General features: G+C 71.7%; 12 protein-coding genes. 8 read left to right on the top strand and 4 right to left on the bottom strand.

The features are described from left to right. Positions 1 to 2: 2 nt before the first annotated feature. On the bottom strand, positions 3 to 482 hold the full coding sequence (locus ACFT2C_RS11250) for an Lrp/AsnC family transcriptional regulator (RefSeq protein WP_377207137.1): 480 nt from the start codon (positions 480 to 482) through the stop codon (positions 3 to 5). A gap of 165 nt (positions 483 to 647) precedes the next feature. On the opposite strand from ACFT2C_RS11250, the gene ACFT2C_RS11245 reads away from it, so the two are divergent. The 5 genes from ACFT2C_RS11245 to ACFT2C_RS11225 all read left to right on the top strand — a co-directional run bounded on the left by ACFT2C_RS11245 (position 648) and on the right by ACFT2C_RS11225 (position 6,368). Continuing rightward, positions 648 to 2,108 carry an aminobutyraldehyde dehydrogenase gene (locus ACFT2C_RS11245; RefSeq protein WP_377207136.1) on the top strand — a complete coding sequence of 487 codons (1,461 nt, stop codon included), beginning with the start codon at positions 648 to 650 and terminating at the stop codon, positions 2,106 to 2,108. Between the two features lie 108 nt (positions 2,109 to 2,216). Continuing rightward, on the top strand, positions 2,217 to 3,488 hold the full coding sequence (locus ACFT2C_RS11240; protein WP_377207135.1) for a PotD/PotF family extracellular solute-binding protein: 1,272 nt from the start codon (positions 2,217 to 2,219) through the stop codon (positions 3,486 to 3,488). Then, positions 3,485 to 4,648, top strand: coding sequence for an ABC transporter ATP-binding protein (locus ACFT2C_RS11235; protein ID WP_377207134.1), 1,164 nt, complete (start codon positions 3,485 to 3,487; stop codon positions 4,646 to 4,648). Before ACFT2C_RS11240 ends, ACFT2C_RS11235 begins: the two co-directional genes overlap by 4 nt. Next, entirely contained in the window at positions 4,645 to 5,535 is an 891-nt protein-coding gene (locus ACFT2C_RS11230) for an ABC transporter permease (protein WP_377207133.1), read from the top strand. Before ACFT2C_RS11235 ends, ACFT2C_RS11230 begins: the two co-directional genes overlap by 4 nt. After that, positions 5,532 to 6,368 (top strand): ABC transporter permease, encoded by an 837-nt coding sequence (locus tag ACFT2C_RS11225; protein ID WP_377207132.1) that lies wholly within the window; start codon positions 5,532 to 5,534, stop codon positions 6,366 to 6,368. The genes ACFT2C_RS11230 and ACFT2C_RS11225 overlap by 4 nt, the downstream gene beginning before the upstream one ends. Here the strand turns inward: ACFT2C_RS11225 and ACFT2C_RS11220 are convergent. Next, a complete protein-coding gene (locus ACFT2C_RS11220) occupies positions 6,346 to 8,652 on the bottom strand; it encodes a hypothetical protein (RefSeq protein WP_377207131.1) in 2,307 nt (768 codons plus the stop codon). The two genes, ACFT2C_RS11225 and ACFT2C_RS11220, sit on opposite strands and share 23 nt — an antisense overlap. Positions 8,653 to 8,789: 137 nt before the next feature. Here ACFT2C_RS11220 and ACFT2C_RS11215 point away from each other — a divergent pair, with 137 nt between their 5' ends. The 3 genes from ACFT2C_RS11215 (at position 8,790) to ACFT2C_RS11205 (ending at position 12,313) form a co-directional block, all read left to right on the top strand. After that, complete coding sequence (locus ACFT2C_RS11215) at positions 8,790 to 10,112, top strand: M50 family metallopeptidase (RefSeq protein ID WP_377207130.1); 1,323 nt, start codon at positions 8,790 to 8,792, stop codon at positions 10,110 to 10,112. Between the two features lie 72 nt (positions 10,113 to 10,184). Continuing rightward, positions 10,185 to 11,327, top strand: coding sequence for a flavodoxin-dependent (E)-4-hydroxy-3-methylbut-2-enyl-diphosphate synthase (gene ispG / locus ACFT2C_RS11210; RefSeq protein ID WP_377207148.1), 1,143 nt, complete (start codon positions 10,185 to 10,187; stop codon positions 11,325 to 11,327). A gap of 26 nt (positions 11,328 to 11,353) precedes the next feature. Beyond that, entirely contained in the window at positions 11,354 to 12,313 is a 960-nt protein-coding gene (locus ACFT2C_RS11205) for a GNAT family N-acetyltransferase (RefSeq protein WP_377207129.1), read from the top strand. 7 nt (positions 12,314 to 12,320) lie between these two features. Here the strand turns inward: ACFT2C_RS11205 and ACFT2C_RS11200 are convergent, their stop codons facing one another. Next, the gene (locus ACFT2C_RS11200; RefSeq protein WP_377207128.1) at positions 12,321 to 12,875 is read right to left on the bottom strand and encodes a putative glycolipid-binding domain-containing protein; all 555 of its coding nucleotides are present in this window, start codon (positions 12,873 to 12,875) and stop codon (positions 12,321 to 12,323) included. After that, positions 12,872 to 13,798: an Fpg/Nei family DNA glycosylase gene (locus ACFT2C_RS11195; RefSeq protein WP_377207127.1), complete on the bottom strand. Its 927-nt coding sequence runs from the start codon at positions 13,796 to 13,798 to the stop codon at positions 12,872 to 12,874. Before ACFT2C_RS11195 ends, ACFT2C_RS11200 begins: the two co-directional genes overlap by 4 nt. Positions 13,799 to 13,812 lie beyond the last annotated feature (14 nt).

The following is a 13,812-nucleotide window of genomic DNA, read 5'->3' as shown; positions in this document are numbered from 1 at the left end:
GCTCATCGGGTCCCCCAGTTGTAGAGCTGCTTGCGGAGCTTGAGATAGACGAACGTCTCTGTAGTCAGGACACCAGGTAGCGAGCGGATCTGCCGGTTGACGATCTCCAGCAGCTGGTCGTCGTCCTCGCAGACCACCTCGACCAGCAGGTCGAAACCGCCCGCAGTGATCACCACGTAGTCGACGCCGTCGACGTCGGCCAGCGCGTCGGCCAGGACCTCGATGTCTCCGCTGGCCTTGATGCCGATCATCGCCTGCCGCGCGAAGCCCACCTGGAGCGGGTCGGTGACGGCGACGATCTGCACCACTCCGTGGTCCACGAGCCGCTGCACGCGCTGGCGCACCGCGGCCTCGGACAGGCCAACGACCTGCGCGATGGCGGCGTACGAGCGTCGGCCGTCGGCCTGGAGCTGCTCGATGATCGCCTTCGCGGCGTCGTCGAGCACCGGCGCGGAGCTGGCGGCTGGGGAGCGGGATGGCATGGCTGAATGTTGACCACGCCAGACCGCCGAGCGCAAGCCGATCCGTTGTGAGAAACACTCGCGACAACCGAATCCGCAGGAATTTACCGCCGAGTAACACGGAATCCTTCGTCGAGTGCACCTCTGTCCTCTACGGTCCTGACCACGTCGAGACCGAGGAGGGCCGTGGGCATCACGACCGGCACAGAATCGAGCACAGGGGCCAGGACCGAGCTGCTCAACCTGGTGGGCGGCGAACGCACCGTCGCGGCCGACGGCCGCACGCTCACCGTCGTGGACCCGAGCACCGGCGAGGGCTATGCGACGTCGCCGAACAGCGGCGAGCAGGACGTCTCGGCGGCCTACGCGGCGGCGGACCGCGCGTTCCGTCAGTGGCGGAACACCACGCCCGCCGAGCGGCAGCTCGCCCTCCTCAGGATCGCCGACTCGATCGAGGCCCGCGCGGCCGAGCTCGTGAGCGCCGAGAGCCGCAACACCGGCAAGCCGCTGCACCTGACCGCCGTCGACGAGGTGCCGCCGTGCGCCGACCAGCTCCGGTTCTTCGCGGGCGCGGCCCGCATCCTGGAGGGCAAGGCGGCGGGGGAGTACCTGGCGGGGCACACGTCGTGGGTCCGCCGAGAGCCCGTGGGCGTCGTCGGGCAGGTGACGCCGTGGAACTACCCGCTGATGATGGCCGTGTGGAAGATCGCCCCGGCCCTGGCCGCGGGCAACACCATCGTGCTCAAGCCGTCTGACACCACCCCGGCGTCCACCCTGCTCCTGGCCGAGATCGTGAACGAGCACGTGCCGGCCGGCGTCCTCAACGTGATCTGCGGCGACCGGGAGACCGGCCGCGCCCTGGTGTCGCACGCGCGCCCCGACATGGTCGCCATCACCGGGTCGGTCCGGGCGGGGATGGAGGTGGCGCGGGCGGCGTCGTCCGACGTCAAGCGCGTGCATCTCGAGCTGGGCGGCAAGGCTCCCGTCGTCGTGTTCGCCGACGCCGATATCGCAGCCGCCGCCGAGGGCATCGCGGGCGCGGGCTTCTACAACGCCGGCCAGGACTGCACCGCGGCCTCGCGCGTGCTGGTGCACGAGTCGGTCGCGGCGGACTTCACCGCGGCCCTTGCGGAGCAGGCCAGGGCGACGACGACGGGCCTGCCTGACGACCCGTCAGCCGACTTCGGGCCCGTGAACAACGTGCACCAGCTCGACCGGGTGCTCGGCTTCCTGGACCGCCTGCCGGCGCACGCGCAGGTCGTGGCGGGCGGCAACCGGGTCGGGACCACCGGCTACTTCCACGAGCCCACCGTCGTGGCGGGCCTGCGGCAGGACGACGAGGCGGTGCAGACCGAGATCTTCGGCCCGGTCATCACCGTCCAGACGTTCTCGGACGAGAGCGACGCGATAGCCAAGGCGAACGACGTCGCCTACGGGCTGGCGAGCTCGGTCTGGACCGCCGACCACGGCACGGCGATGCGCGTGTCCCGCGCGCTCGACTTCGGCTGCGTGTGGATCAACACCCACATCCCGTTCGTCGCGGAGATGCCGCACGGCGGCTTCAAGCACTCCGGCTACGGCAAGGACCTGTCGATGTACGGGTTCGAGGACTACACCCGCGTCAAGCACGTGATGACCGCGTTCTGAGCCTGAACCGGCAGCCAGCAGCCGGCAGCAGGCGGCTGGCGACCGGCGACCGGCGACCGGCGACCGGCGACCGGCCCGAGCACCCCAGCGAACTTCCGAGGAGCACCCGTGAGCAACCCCCGACGTCGTCCCCCGGCGGACCCGATGGTCCGCGCCCTGATCCGGCAGGCCCGCGGCGCGGCGGCGGCCCGCCGCGCCTCGACCGGGAGCGCCGCCCTGTCCCGCCGCCAGTTCCTCACCGTGGGCGCGGGGGTGGCGGGCACCGCCGCGCTCCTGGCGGCCTGCGGGACCGGGGGTGCGCCCGGGGCCTCCTCCACTGCCGCGCCCAGCGCGGCGGCCGACGTGTCCGACGCCGAGAAGCTCGTGCGCTGGGCCAACTGGACCCTGTACCTGGACCAGAACGACGCCGGCACCGAGTACCCGACCCTGAACGCCTTCACGAAGCAGACGGGTATCGACGTCGACTACCTGGAGGACGTCGAGGACAACGACACCTTCTACGGAAAGGTGTCCGGGCAGCTCGCCAACGGCGACGACATCGGCTACGACATCGTGACGCTGACCGACTGGATGACGGGCCGCATGATCCGCCTCGGGTACGCCCAGGAGCTGGACCCGGCCACCATCCCGAACGCGGCCAACCTCGTCTCCACGCTCCGCGACGTCGACTACGACCCGGGCCGCAAGCACGCCCTGACCTGGCAGTCGGGCTTCGGCGGCCTGGCCTGGGACAAGGCGAAGGTGCCCGGCGGGATGCAGAGCCTCGACGACCTCTGGAAGCCGGAGCTGGCCGGCAAGGTCGAGGTGCTGTCCGAGATGCACGACACCATCGGGCTGATCATGCTCAGCCAGGGCGTGGACCCATCGGGCGACTGGGGCGACGCGGAGTACGACGCCGCCATCGAGCTCCTGCGCGAGAAGATCACCTCGGGCCACATCCGCCAGGTCAAGGGCAACTCGTACACGCAGGACCTGGTGTCGGGGGACTGCTGGGCCTGCATCGGCTGGTCCGGCGACATCACGGGGCTCAACTACGAGGCCGACAACAGGTTCGACTTCGTGGTGCCCGAGGCCGGCGGCACGCTCTGGAGCGACGAGATGCTGATCCCGATCGGCGCCACGCACAAGAAGAACGCCGAGACGCTCATGAACTACTACTACGAGCCCGAGGTCGCCGCCGAGGTCGCGGCGTGGGTCAACTACGTGACCCCCGTCGCGGGCGCGCGGGAGGCGATGGCGAAGTCCGACCCGGAGCTCGCCGCCGACACCAACATCTTCCCGGACGAGGAGACCCTGGCGAAGGTGCACGTGTTCCGCACCCTCACCCCGGACGAGGAGACCAGGTACAACGGCCAGTACCTCGAGGTCATCGGGGCATGAGCGCGCCTCGGGGGAGGGCGAGCCTCGAGCTGTGGGGCGTGCACAAGGAGTTCGGGGCCTTCACCGCCGTCGAGTCCCTCGACCTGACGGTCCCCGAGGGATCCTTCTTCGCGCTGCTCGGCCCGTCCGGCTGCGGCAAGACCACCACGCTGCGCATGGTCGCCGGGCTGGAGCAGCCGACGTCGGGCACCATCTCGATCGGCGGGCGGGACGTCACCGGCACTGCTGCGTTCCGCCGCCCGGTCAACACCGTCTTCCAGTCCTATGCGCTGTTCCCGCACATGACGGTGCTGGACAACGTCGCGTTCGGGCTGAAGCGCAAGCGGGTGCCCGACGCGCGGGCCAAGGCCCGGGCCGGGCTGGAGACCGTGCAGCTCGCGCACCTCGCCGACCGCAGGCCCAGCCAGCTCTCCGGCGGGCAGCAGCAGCGCGTGGCCCTGGCCCGCGCGCTCGTGAACAGCCCGTCCGTGCTGCTCCTGGACGAGCCGCTCGGCGCGCTCGACCTCGCGCTGCGGCGCGAGATGCAGCTCGAGCTCAAACGCATCCAGGCGGACGCCGGCATCACGTTCGTGCACGTGACGCACGACCAGGAGGAGGCCATGACCATGGCCGACACCGTCGCTGTCATGAACGAGGGCCGCGTCGAGCAGCTCGGCCCGCCCGCCGAGCTGTACGAGCTGCCCAGCACCGCGTTCGTGGCGAACTTCCTGGGCCGCTCCAACCTGGTGACCGGCACCGTCGTCGACGCCGGGGACGTGGTCGGCGTCGACGTCGCGGGCACGCGCCTCCAGGTGCCGGCGGGGCGCGTCTCGACCACCTCGCGGGTTGAGCCTGGCGAAACCGGGGTCTCGACAAGCTCGACCACCGCCGGCGCCGTCGTGCAGCTCGGCGTCCGCCCCGAGAAGGTGCGGATACTGCTGAACGGCGGCGAGCCGACGCCGGGCAGCAACGTGCTGGGGCCGGGCAAGGTGACCGATGTGTCGTTCACGGGCGTCTCCACGCAGTACCAGGTGGACCTCGGGGACCTGGGCGTGCACGAGGTCTTCGCGCAGAACTCGTCAGGTGCGCCCACGGTGCGCGTGGGCGACGCCGTCCGGCTGGCCTGGGACGTCGACCACACCTTCGGCCTGCCCGGCCGGCCCTCGGGGAGCGGCCAGTGACCACGTCGGCGCAGGACGTCGCGGCCCGGCGCGCGGGCACCGTCGGCGTCGGCCTCATGCTGCCGGGCACGCTGTACCTGGTCGCATTCTTCGTGATCCCGGTGTTCGCGCTCCTGGCGACGTCGCTCTACGTGCCGGTGCCCGGGGGCGACGTGGGCCAGTTCATGCCGGCCCTCCACTGGCAGAACTACGCCACGGCGCTCGCGGACTTCTGGCAGCCGCTGGCGCGCTCCTTCTGGTTCGCGCTGCTGGCCACGGCCGGGGCGCTCGCCGTCGGCTACCCGATCGCCTACCTCGTCGCCGTGCGCTGCCGGGGCCGGCCGTTGCTGCAGGGCATGCTCCTCGTGCTGGTGGTCGCGCCGTTCTTCACGTCGTTCGTGCTGCGCACCATCGCCTGGAAGCAGATCCTGGCCGACGACGGGTACGTGGTCCAGGCCCTGCACTGGCTGCACGTGCTGCCGCCGGACGGGCGGCTGACGGCGACGTCGTTCGCCGTCGTCGTCTCCCTGACGCACAACTTCGTGCCGTTCATGGCGCTGCCGATCTACGCGTCGCTGGAGCGCCTGGACCCGCGCCTGGTGGAGGCGGGCGGCGACCTGTACGCCGGGCCGTGGACGACGTTCCGCACCGTCACGCTCCCGCTGTCCATGCCGGGCGTCGTGTCCGGGACGCTGCTCACGTTCATCCCGGCGGCCGGCGACTACGTGTCCGCGTCGCTGCTGGGCAACTCGACCAACACGGCGATGGTCGGCCAGGTCATCGACACCCGGTTCTTCCGGCTGCTCGACTACCCGACCGCCGCGTCGCTCTCGGTGGTGCTCATGGTGGCCATCGCGGTGCTCGTGGGGCTCTACGTGCGCCGCACGGGGACGGAGGACCTGCTGTGACCGGACGTTCTACCGCGGGGCTCGACCGCCGCCTGACCGGCGCGTTGATCCCGGCCTACTGCGCGCTCGCCTTCCTGTTCCTGCTCGCGCCCAGCGTCTACACCGTCCTGTACTCGTTCAACGACGGCGGCCGGCGCAACCTCGTGTGGCAGGGCTTCACGCTCGACAACTGGCGCAACCCTTGCGGCGCGCCGCAGGTGTGCGAGGCGTTCGCGAACTCGCTGCAGGTGGGCCTGCTGTCCACGCTGGTCGCCACCACGCTCGGCACGCTCGTCGCGATAGCCCTGGTGCGCTACCGGTTCCGCGGGCGGGCGCTGGCCAACCTGCTGATCTTCCTGCCCATGTCCACCCCGGAGGTGGTGCTCGGCGCGGCCCTGCTGGCGCAGTTCCTCACGCTGCAGGTCCAGCTCGGGTTCTGGACCGTGGTGCTCGCGCACGTCATGTTCAACATCTCGTTCGTCGTGGTGACGGTCAAGGCGCGCGTGCAGTCCATGGACCCGCGCCTGGAGGAGGCCGCGGCCGACCTGTACGCCTCGCCCTGGCAGGCCTTCTGGAAGGTGACGTTCCCGCTGCTCGTGCCGGGCATCGTGGCCGCGGCGGCGCTCGCGTTCAGCCTGAGCTTCGACGACTTCATCGTCACCAACTTCAACTCCGGCTCGTTCACCACGTTCCCGAAGTTCGTGTACGTCTCGGCGGCCCGGGGCATCCCGGCGCAGGCCAACGTGATCGGCACGGCGATGTTCGTCGCGGCGCTCGTCGTGGTGATCGGTGCGCAGGTCCTGTCGGCGTTCCGCCGTCGCGCCACGCGGGTCAGCGGCGGCGGGTCCAGTTGAAGACCGCCATGCCCGTCACCAGCGCGCCGATCGTGACCATGGCCGTGGCCGTGACCGCCTGGAGCGGGCCGATCAGCTCCGCGTCCAGCGCCACCTGGACCGTCCCGATCAGGGCGTAGACGCCGGCGAACACGGTGATGGCCGAGAGCGTGCCGTCCATGAGCCGACGGCGCCCCCGCTCGCGCTTGATCTCGGCCGCCCGCTCCCGGTCGCCGTGCAGCCGCTCGAGGGCCGCGAGCCGCGCGGCGATGGGCTCCTGCAGCAGCTCGCGCAGCCGCTCGGTGACGACGGCCGCCTGCTGCTCGAAGTGCGACGCCTGCAGGAGCTGGTTCAGCATCCTGGACTCCAGGGCGGACGCGAGGAACGTGGGCGAGGTGATGGTGGTCAGCGTGGTGCGGACCTCCGAGGCGAACTCGTGCAGGCGCAGCTGCTCGCGCGTGAGCCGTTCCTTGCGCTCGGCGAGATCGGCGCCGTTGTTCACGTCGTGGTCGGCGAGCATGGTCGCGACGATCCGCAGGTGGTCGGCGAGCGTGGCGTTCCACGCACTGAACAGCCCGTTGAGGCTCGCGACGAACTCGGCGAGCGAGCCGTACTGGGAGATCTTGAAGTGCGCGGTGCCGACCAGCGCGACGGTGGTGGAGTTGGTGGCGACCGCCACGACGTCGCCCAGGTGCCGCACGCCCTCCAGCAGCACCGGGTTGCGCTGGCGCAGCGTCCAGTCGCACAGCGTCGCGGTGCCGTACGAGACGGGCTGCAGCAGCACCTGCGAGCCGAACGCCGCCAGCAGCTCGTCGCCCATGCTGACCTGTGTCCGCTCGGCCCGGGGCGCGGCCGGGCCGCGACCCCGGCTCGCCTCGTAGACCGTGGTGACCACGTGCGCCCGCCCCTGGGCGATCTCGGTGCCCTCGTGGACCAGGTCGGTGGTCGCGCGCTGCAGCAGGTCGGCCAGGTCGAACAGGCGCTCCGGCGGCAGCCCGTCGCCGTGGTCGACGTCGACGGGCGAGCCGTCCGGCGCGATCCACCGCACCCGGATGTCGGCGTGCAGGTTGGACAGCCGGAACCGGGCGTCCCGTACCTGCTGCGGCGACTGGTCGCGCGCCGAGTACCGGAACCGCACGTAGTGGTTGCCGAACTCGGTGAACCGGACGTCGCACGACAGCTCGGCGATGAACGAGCCGTCGGGCTGCTCCAGCCGCACGTTCGGCATCGACAGCGACACCCCGCCGTACGGGCGCGCCGCCCGGTCGACGCTCGCCCAGACATCGTCCATCTTGAGCCGGCCGCGCACCGCGAAGGCCTGGACGCCGAGCAGCTCGGGCCGCTCGTCCCGGTCTGCGAGGCACCGGATCGCCGCCACGGCCGCGGCCGGGCTGACGTCCCGCAGCCCGAACGGGTACACGTAGACGGTCCGCAGGCGGTCGAGCGTGAGCCAGGTCGAGTCGAGGTTGCGGTGCAGCTCCGCCAGGTGCATCCGGTAGGAGCGCAGCTCGCTGGCCAGGATGTAGTTGAGGTGCCGGTCGGTCTCGGCGGCGCGCAGGCCCGCCAGGGCGGGGCCGAGCCGGGCCGGCTTGCCCGCCATCGCCTCGTCGGCGGCGCGGGCCGCCTCGGCGAGCGCGCGGAAGTACCGGATCCGCGTCACGGCCTGGGGCACCAGGACGCGGCGGAACGGGGACGTCGGGTCGGGGATGGCCCGGGCAGCGCGCAGCAGGTCGCCGCACCGCTCGCCGGCCTGGGCGGCGGCGTCGGCCAGGCGCGGCAGGTTGCCCGCGCTGCGGGCGGCCGACGTGTGCATCTGGGTGATGAGCGTGCGCAGGAGCACGGCGACGGCGTCGCCCTCGGCGCGGCAGACGTCGTCCGGGGCGTCGTCGCGGCACGTCGCCCAGGTCTCGACGAAGGCGCGCAGCGGGACGATGATCCGGCCGTGCCGGAACGTGTACTGCAGCGCGTCGCTCGCCTGCGACCACAGGTAGACGCCGAGCAGGGCGGCGGCCCGGGGCTGATCGGCGACGGCGGCCAGGGCCGCGGCGGTCTGCGGCCCGCGCGGGTCGCCGGGCAGTGGATGACGGCGGTTCGGTGCCTCGCCGTCCGCGCCCATGTTCCAGCGTGAGGCCGCCCAGATCGCGCTGACGTCGACGCCGATCTCGCGTAGCTGCCGCGCCACGCGGGAGTCGCCGTCCGCGCCGGGCCAGGCCTCGGTCTGGAACATGGAGGTGAGGCTCTCCACCAGCGACGTGGGGCCGTGGGCATGCAGCTCCCGGAACCCAGGAATGGACGAAACCGACATGTCGCTAGGTTAATGATCAGTAACCGATGTTTCAACGAATCATCATGAATTCGGAAGGAAGTGAGTTCAGACGGCCGTCGCGGGGGAGGCGTGCGCCGCCTTCCGGGCTGTCAGCGGGTTGCCGTAGTCTCGGTCTCGTGAGCATCGTTCCGCACATCGTTGGTGTGCTCGTCCTCCTGCTGGGCGTCGTCGTATCCGTCGGCCTGCACGAGCTGGGCCACATGATCCCGGCCAAGAAGTTCGGCGTGCGCGTGAGCCAGTACTTCGTGGGCTTCGGGCCCACCGTCTGGTCGCGGACCAAGGGCGAGACGGAGTACGGGATCAAGGCGATCCCGCTCGGCGGGTTCGTGCGCCTCGTCGGCATGATGCCGCCCGCCCCGGCCGGCACGCGGCGCGGCAAGGGCTTCTGGAACGAGCTCGTCGCCGACGCGCGCGACGCCTCCGTCGCGGAGGTGCGCCCCGGCGAGGAGCACCGCGCGTTCTACAACCTCTCGACGCCCAAGAAGCTGATAGTGATGTTCGGCGGGCCGTTCATGAACCTCGTGATCGCGACGTTCCTCATGGGCGTGATCCTGGTCGGCTACGGCCTGCCGGCGATCTCCACCACGGTCGCCCAGCTCTCGGAGTGCGTGCCCGCGTCGGTGACGTCCACCGCCACGGGTGACGACTGCGAGGGGCAGCCGGCCGCGCCCGCCGCGGCCGCCGGGCTGAAGCCGGGCGACGAGGTGGTCGCCTTCGGCGGGACCGACGTGCACAGCTGGCAGCAGCTCGTCGGGCTCATCAACGACTCCGCCGGGCGCGAGTCCGAGGTGACCGTGCTGCGCGACGGCGAGCGGCTGACCCTCGAGGTCACGCCCGCCGAGACCGATCGCCCCGTCGTGGACGAGCAGGGCGCGCCGGTCCTGGACGCCGCCGGGGAGCCGGTCGTCCGGCCCGGCGGGTTCGTGGGCTTCTCGCCGCTCCAGGTGCGCGAGCCGCAGCCGCTGTCGCGCGTCCTGCCCGAGGTGGGCGGCATGACCTGGCAGACGGCGACCATGGTCGCCACGCTCCCGGTCCGCGTGGCCGACGCCGCGACCCAGGCCTTCACCGACGAGGAGCGCTCGCAGGACTCGGTGCAGTCCGTGGTGGGCGTCGCGCGGATCAGCGGCGAGATCATGGCCCTGGACGAGGCGATCCTCGACCGGGTGATGATCTACCTGAGCCTGCTCGCGAGCCTCAACATCGCGCTCTTCGTCTTCAACATGATCCCGCTGCTGCCGCTCGACGGCGGGCACCTCGTCAACGCCCTCTACGAGGGCGGCAAGCGCACGATCGCCCGGGTGCGCGGGGCCGCGGTGCTGCCCGGGCCGGCCGACGTCGCGCGCATGACACCCGTGGCCTACGCGGTGTTCGTGATCCTGCTCGGGGTGGGCGGCGTCCTGATCGTGGCGGACCTGGTGGATCCGGTGCGGATCACGTGATGCCAGACACCATGTGCGTTTTGCACCTTCTGAAGCGTGGATACTGATCTCGTGAGCGCAATCAGCCTCGGCATGCCCGCAGCACCTCCGCCGGTTCTCGCCCCCCGCCGCAAGACTCGAAAGATCAAGGTCGGCAAGGTGGAGGTGGGCGGTGACGCGCCGATCAGCGTGCAGTCCATGACCACAACGCCCACCACCGACATCAACGCGACCCTCCAGCAGATCGCGGAGCTCACGACGGCAGGCTGCGACATCGTCCGCGTCGCCGTCCCGACCTCCGACGACGCCGAGGCGCTGCCGATCATCGCGAAGAAGTCCCAGATCCCCGTGATCGCGGACATCCACTTCCAGCCCAAGTACGTCTTCCAGGCGATCGACGCGGGCTGCGCCGCCGTCCGCGTCAACCCGGGCAACATCCGCAAGTTCGACGACCAGGTCAAGCAGATCGCCCAGGCCGCGAAGGACGCCGGGATCTCGCTCCGCATCGGCGTCAACGCGGGCTCGCTCGACAAGCGTCTGCTGGCCAAGTACGGCAAGGCCACCCCGGAGGCACTGGTCGAGTCCGCCGTCTGGGAGGCGAGCCTCTTCGAGGAGCACGACTTCCACGACTTCAAGATCTCGGTCAAGCACAACGACCCGGTGATCATGGTGCGCGCCTACGAGCTGCTCTCCGAGCGCGGCGACTGGCCGCTGCACCTCGGCGTCACCGAGGCGGGCCCGGCGTTCCAGGGCACCATCAAGTCGGCCACCGCGTTCGGCTCGCTGCTGAGCAAGGGCATCGGCGACACGATCCGCGTCTCCCTCTCGGCCCCTCCGGTCGAGGAGGTCAAGGTCGGCAACCAGATCCTGCAGGCCCTCAACCTGCGCCCGCGCAAGCTCGAGATCGTGTCCTGCCCGTCCTGCGGCCGCGCCCAGGTGGATGTGTACACGCTCGCCGAGAAGGTCACCGCCGGGCTCGAGGGCATGACCGTCCCGCTGCGCGTCGCCGTCATGGGCTGCGTCGTGAACGGGCCGGGCGAGGCTCGCGAGGCCGACCTGGGTGTAGCCTCCGGCAACGGCAAGGGGCAGATCTTCGTCAAGGGCGAGGTCATCAAGACCGTGCCCGAGTCGATGATCGTCGAGACGCTCATCGAAGAGGCGATGCGGATCGCGGATGAGATGCCGACACCGGAGAATGAGGTCCAGGCCGGTTCGCCGGTCGTCTCTGTCGGCTGAGAGTCTGATTTCGAACGGAGCAGAGCATGGCCCGCTGGCGCACCCCGGTTCCCGCCGGAGCGCGCCCTAACGGGCCGCCGCAACCGGGCGAACAGGGCATCCTGCCACGCCGTGACGAGCGCGACCTCGCGCGAGCCCTGACCCGCGCGGACCTCTCGCAGGCGCTCGCGGTCTGCGCGGTCGACCCCGTCTCGTCCGTGCTGGCCACCGCACGCCTGGAGATCGCGGCGCGCGCCGGGTTCGGCGCCGCCGCGGGCCAGGCGTGGGGGTTCCCCGACGTCGGGCCGCTCGAGGCGGTCTGCTGGGCCGGCGCCAACCTGGTGCCCGTGATCCCGCTCACCGACCCCGGCCGGCGCGCTGAGGCGGTCGCCGCCTTCGCGGAGGTGGCGCGCGTGCACGGGCGGCGGTCGTCGTCGATCGTGGGGGAGCAGTGGGCGGCGCTGGCTCTCTGGGAGCACCTGTCGCCGTACTGGCCCCCGGCGCGCGACGTCCGCGCCGACCAGCCCTCCATGGCCATCGGGACGGCGCCCGCGCTGCCGCCCGAGCCGACCGTCCGCCGCTCGGTGCCCGCCGAGCTGGGCCTCGTCCTGCCGGCCTGCGTGCGCATGTTCACCGAGGAGGTCGGCTACTCGCCGGTCGCCACGGGCGGCTCCGCCTACGCGGAGCGCGTGCGCTCGCTCATCACGGAGGGCCGCTCGTTCGTCCGGCTGGTGCCCGACGTCGGCGGCAACCCCGCCGTCGCGTTCAAGGCCGAGCTCGGCGCCGTCGCGGGCGGCGTCGCCCAGGTCCAGGGCGTCTGGGTCGAGCCGGCGTTCCGGGGCCGCGGCTGGTCCGAGTCCGGCATGGCCGCCGTGGTCACCGCGACGCGCGCGTCCATCGCACCCGTGGTGTCGCTGTACGTCAACGCCTACAACGAGCGGGCGGTCGCGGCCTACCGCCGGGTCGGCTTCGAGCAGGTGGGCACGTTCGCGACGGTGCTGTTCTGACGCGCCGTCATCGCGCCGGCTCCACCCGCTCGAACAGGTGCTCGTAGCGGACGACCAGGCCCGCGTCGTCGACGGTCAGGTCCGCCTCGAAGCCCTGGGACAGCCCGAGGTCGACGTAGCGCACCCGGCCCGGGCCCAGGGGCTCGTAGCGCTGCCGGGACCGGGCGACCGTGAGCGCCGGACCGTCGATGAACGCGGTGTCCAGGGTCAGGTCCTCGTCGGCGCGCATCCGCCGGATCGGGAACGTGTTGCAGAAGGGGGTGACCGACAGGTCGGGCTCCTGTGCGCCGTCCAGGTCGGGCCGCGGCACGCCGTCGACCAGCCAGCTGTCCCCGGCGCGCTCCAGGCGCAGGGCTCCGTGGACGTGCGCCCCACGCACCGCCACCTCCACCCGGAGGGCACGCCAGTCGGCGTCGAGCGACCACGTGTGGTCGAGCCGGAACCCGCCGTCCTCGAGGCAGACGACGGTTCCGGACGCCGTCACCCCGCCGGGTCCGGTCGTCAGCTCCAGGCGCTCCAGGCCCTCGACGTCGGTCCGTCGCCAGTAGACGACGGCGCTCACCGCAGCAGCTTGGACATCCGGCGGTCCGCCAGCGGCTTGCCGCCCGTCTGGCAGGTGGGGCAGTACTGCATGGACCGGTCGGCGAACGACACCTCGTGCACGACGTCGCCGCACGGCACCCCGTTCCAGCCCGGGCAGGGCAGGCCCGTGCGGCCGTGCACCCGCATCCCCGCGCGCTTGGCGTCCTTCAGCTCCTTGGCCGGCTTGCCCGACGCCGCCGCGATCGCCTCGGCGAGCACCTCGCCGATCGCGGCGTGCAGCCGGGCGGTCTCCTCGGGCGTGAACGACCTGGTCTGCTTGTACGGGCTGAACCGGCCCGCGTGCAGGATCTCGTCGCTATAGGCGTTGCCGATGCCCGCGATCGCCCGCTGGTCCCGCAACAGCCCCTTGATCTGCTGGTTCTTCGCGGACAGCAGGCCAGCCAGGACCTCGGCGGTGAACTCCGGAGCGAGCGGCTCCGGGCCCAGGGACGCGATCATCTCGATCTCGGCCGGGTTCCGGACCACGTGCACCGCCAGCCGCTTGCGGGTGCCCGCCTCGGTCAGGTCGAACCCGGAGCCGTCGTCGAGCCGCACGCGCAGCGCGAGGATCGCGCCCCGGCTGGAGCCGCCGAGGGAGGGCCGGACCGGCTTCGTGGACAGCGCGTCCGACCAGCGCACCCAGCCGCCCCGCGAGAGATGGAAGACCAGGTGGAGCGGGGCCCCGTCGGGCAGCGCATGGCTGGGTGCGGGGGAGACCACGACGTCCAGCCACTTGCCGTGCCGCGCGACGTCGGTCACCGCACCCCCGACGAGCGCGTCGACGGGCGGGTCGAACGTCTTGAGCGCCGCGATCGACCCGACCTCCACCGTGGCGAGGGTGCGCCCGGAGGTCCGTTCGCGCAGGAAGTCGGCGAGTGCGGCGACCTCGGGCAGCTCCGGCATGGCCTCATCCTCCG

This window comes from Promicromonospora sp. NPDC057138 (assembly GCF_042670845.1).
In the GTDB taxonomy this organism is placed as follows: domain Bacteria; phylum Actinomycetota; class Actinomycetes; order Actinomycetales; family Cellulomonadaceae; genus Promicromonospora.
The sequence above is the reverse complement of the archived record's forward strand: the minus strand, read 5'-3'. Positions and strand labels throughout refer to the sequence as shown.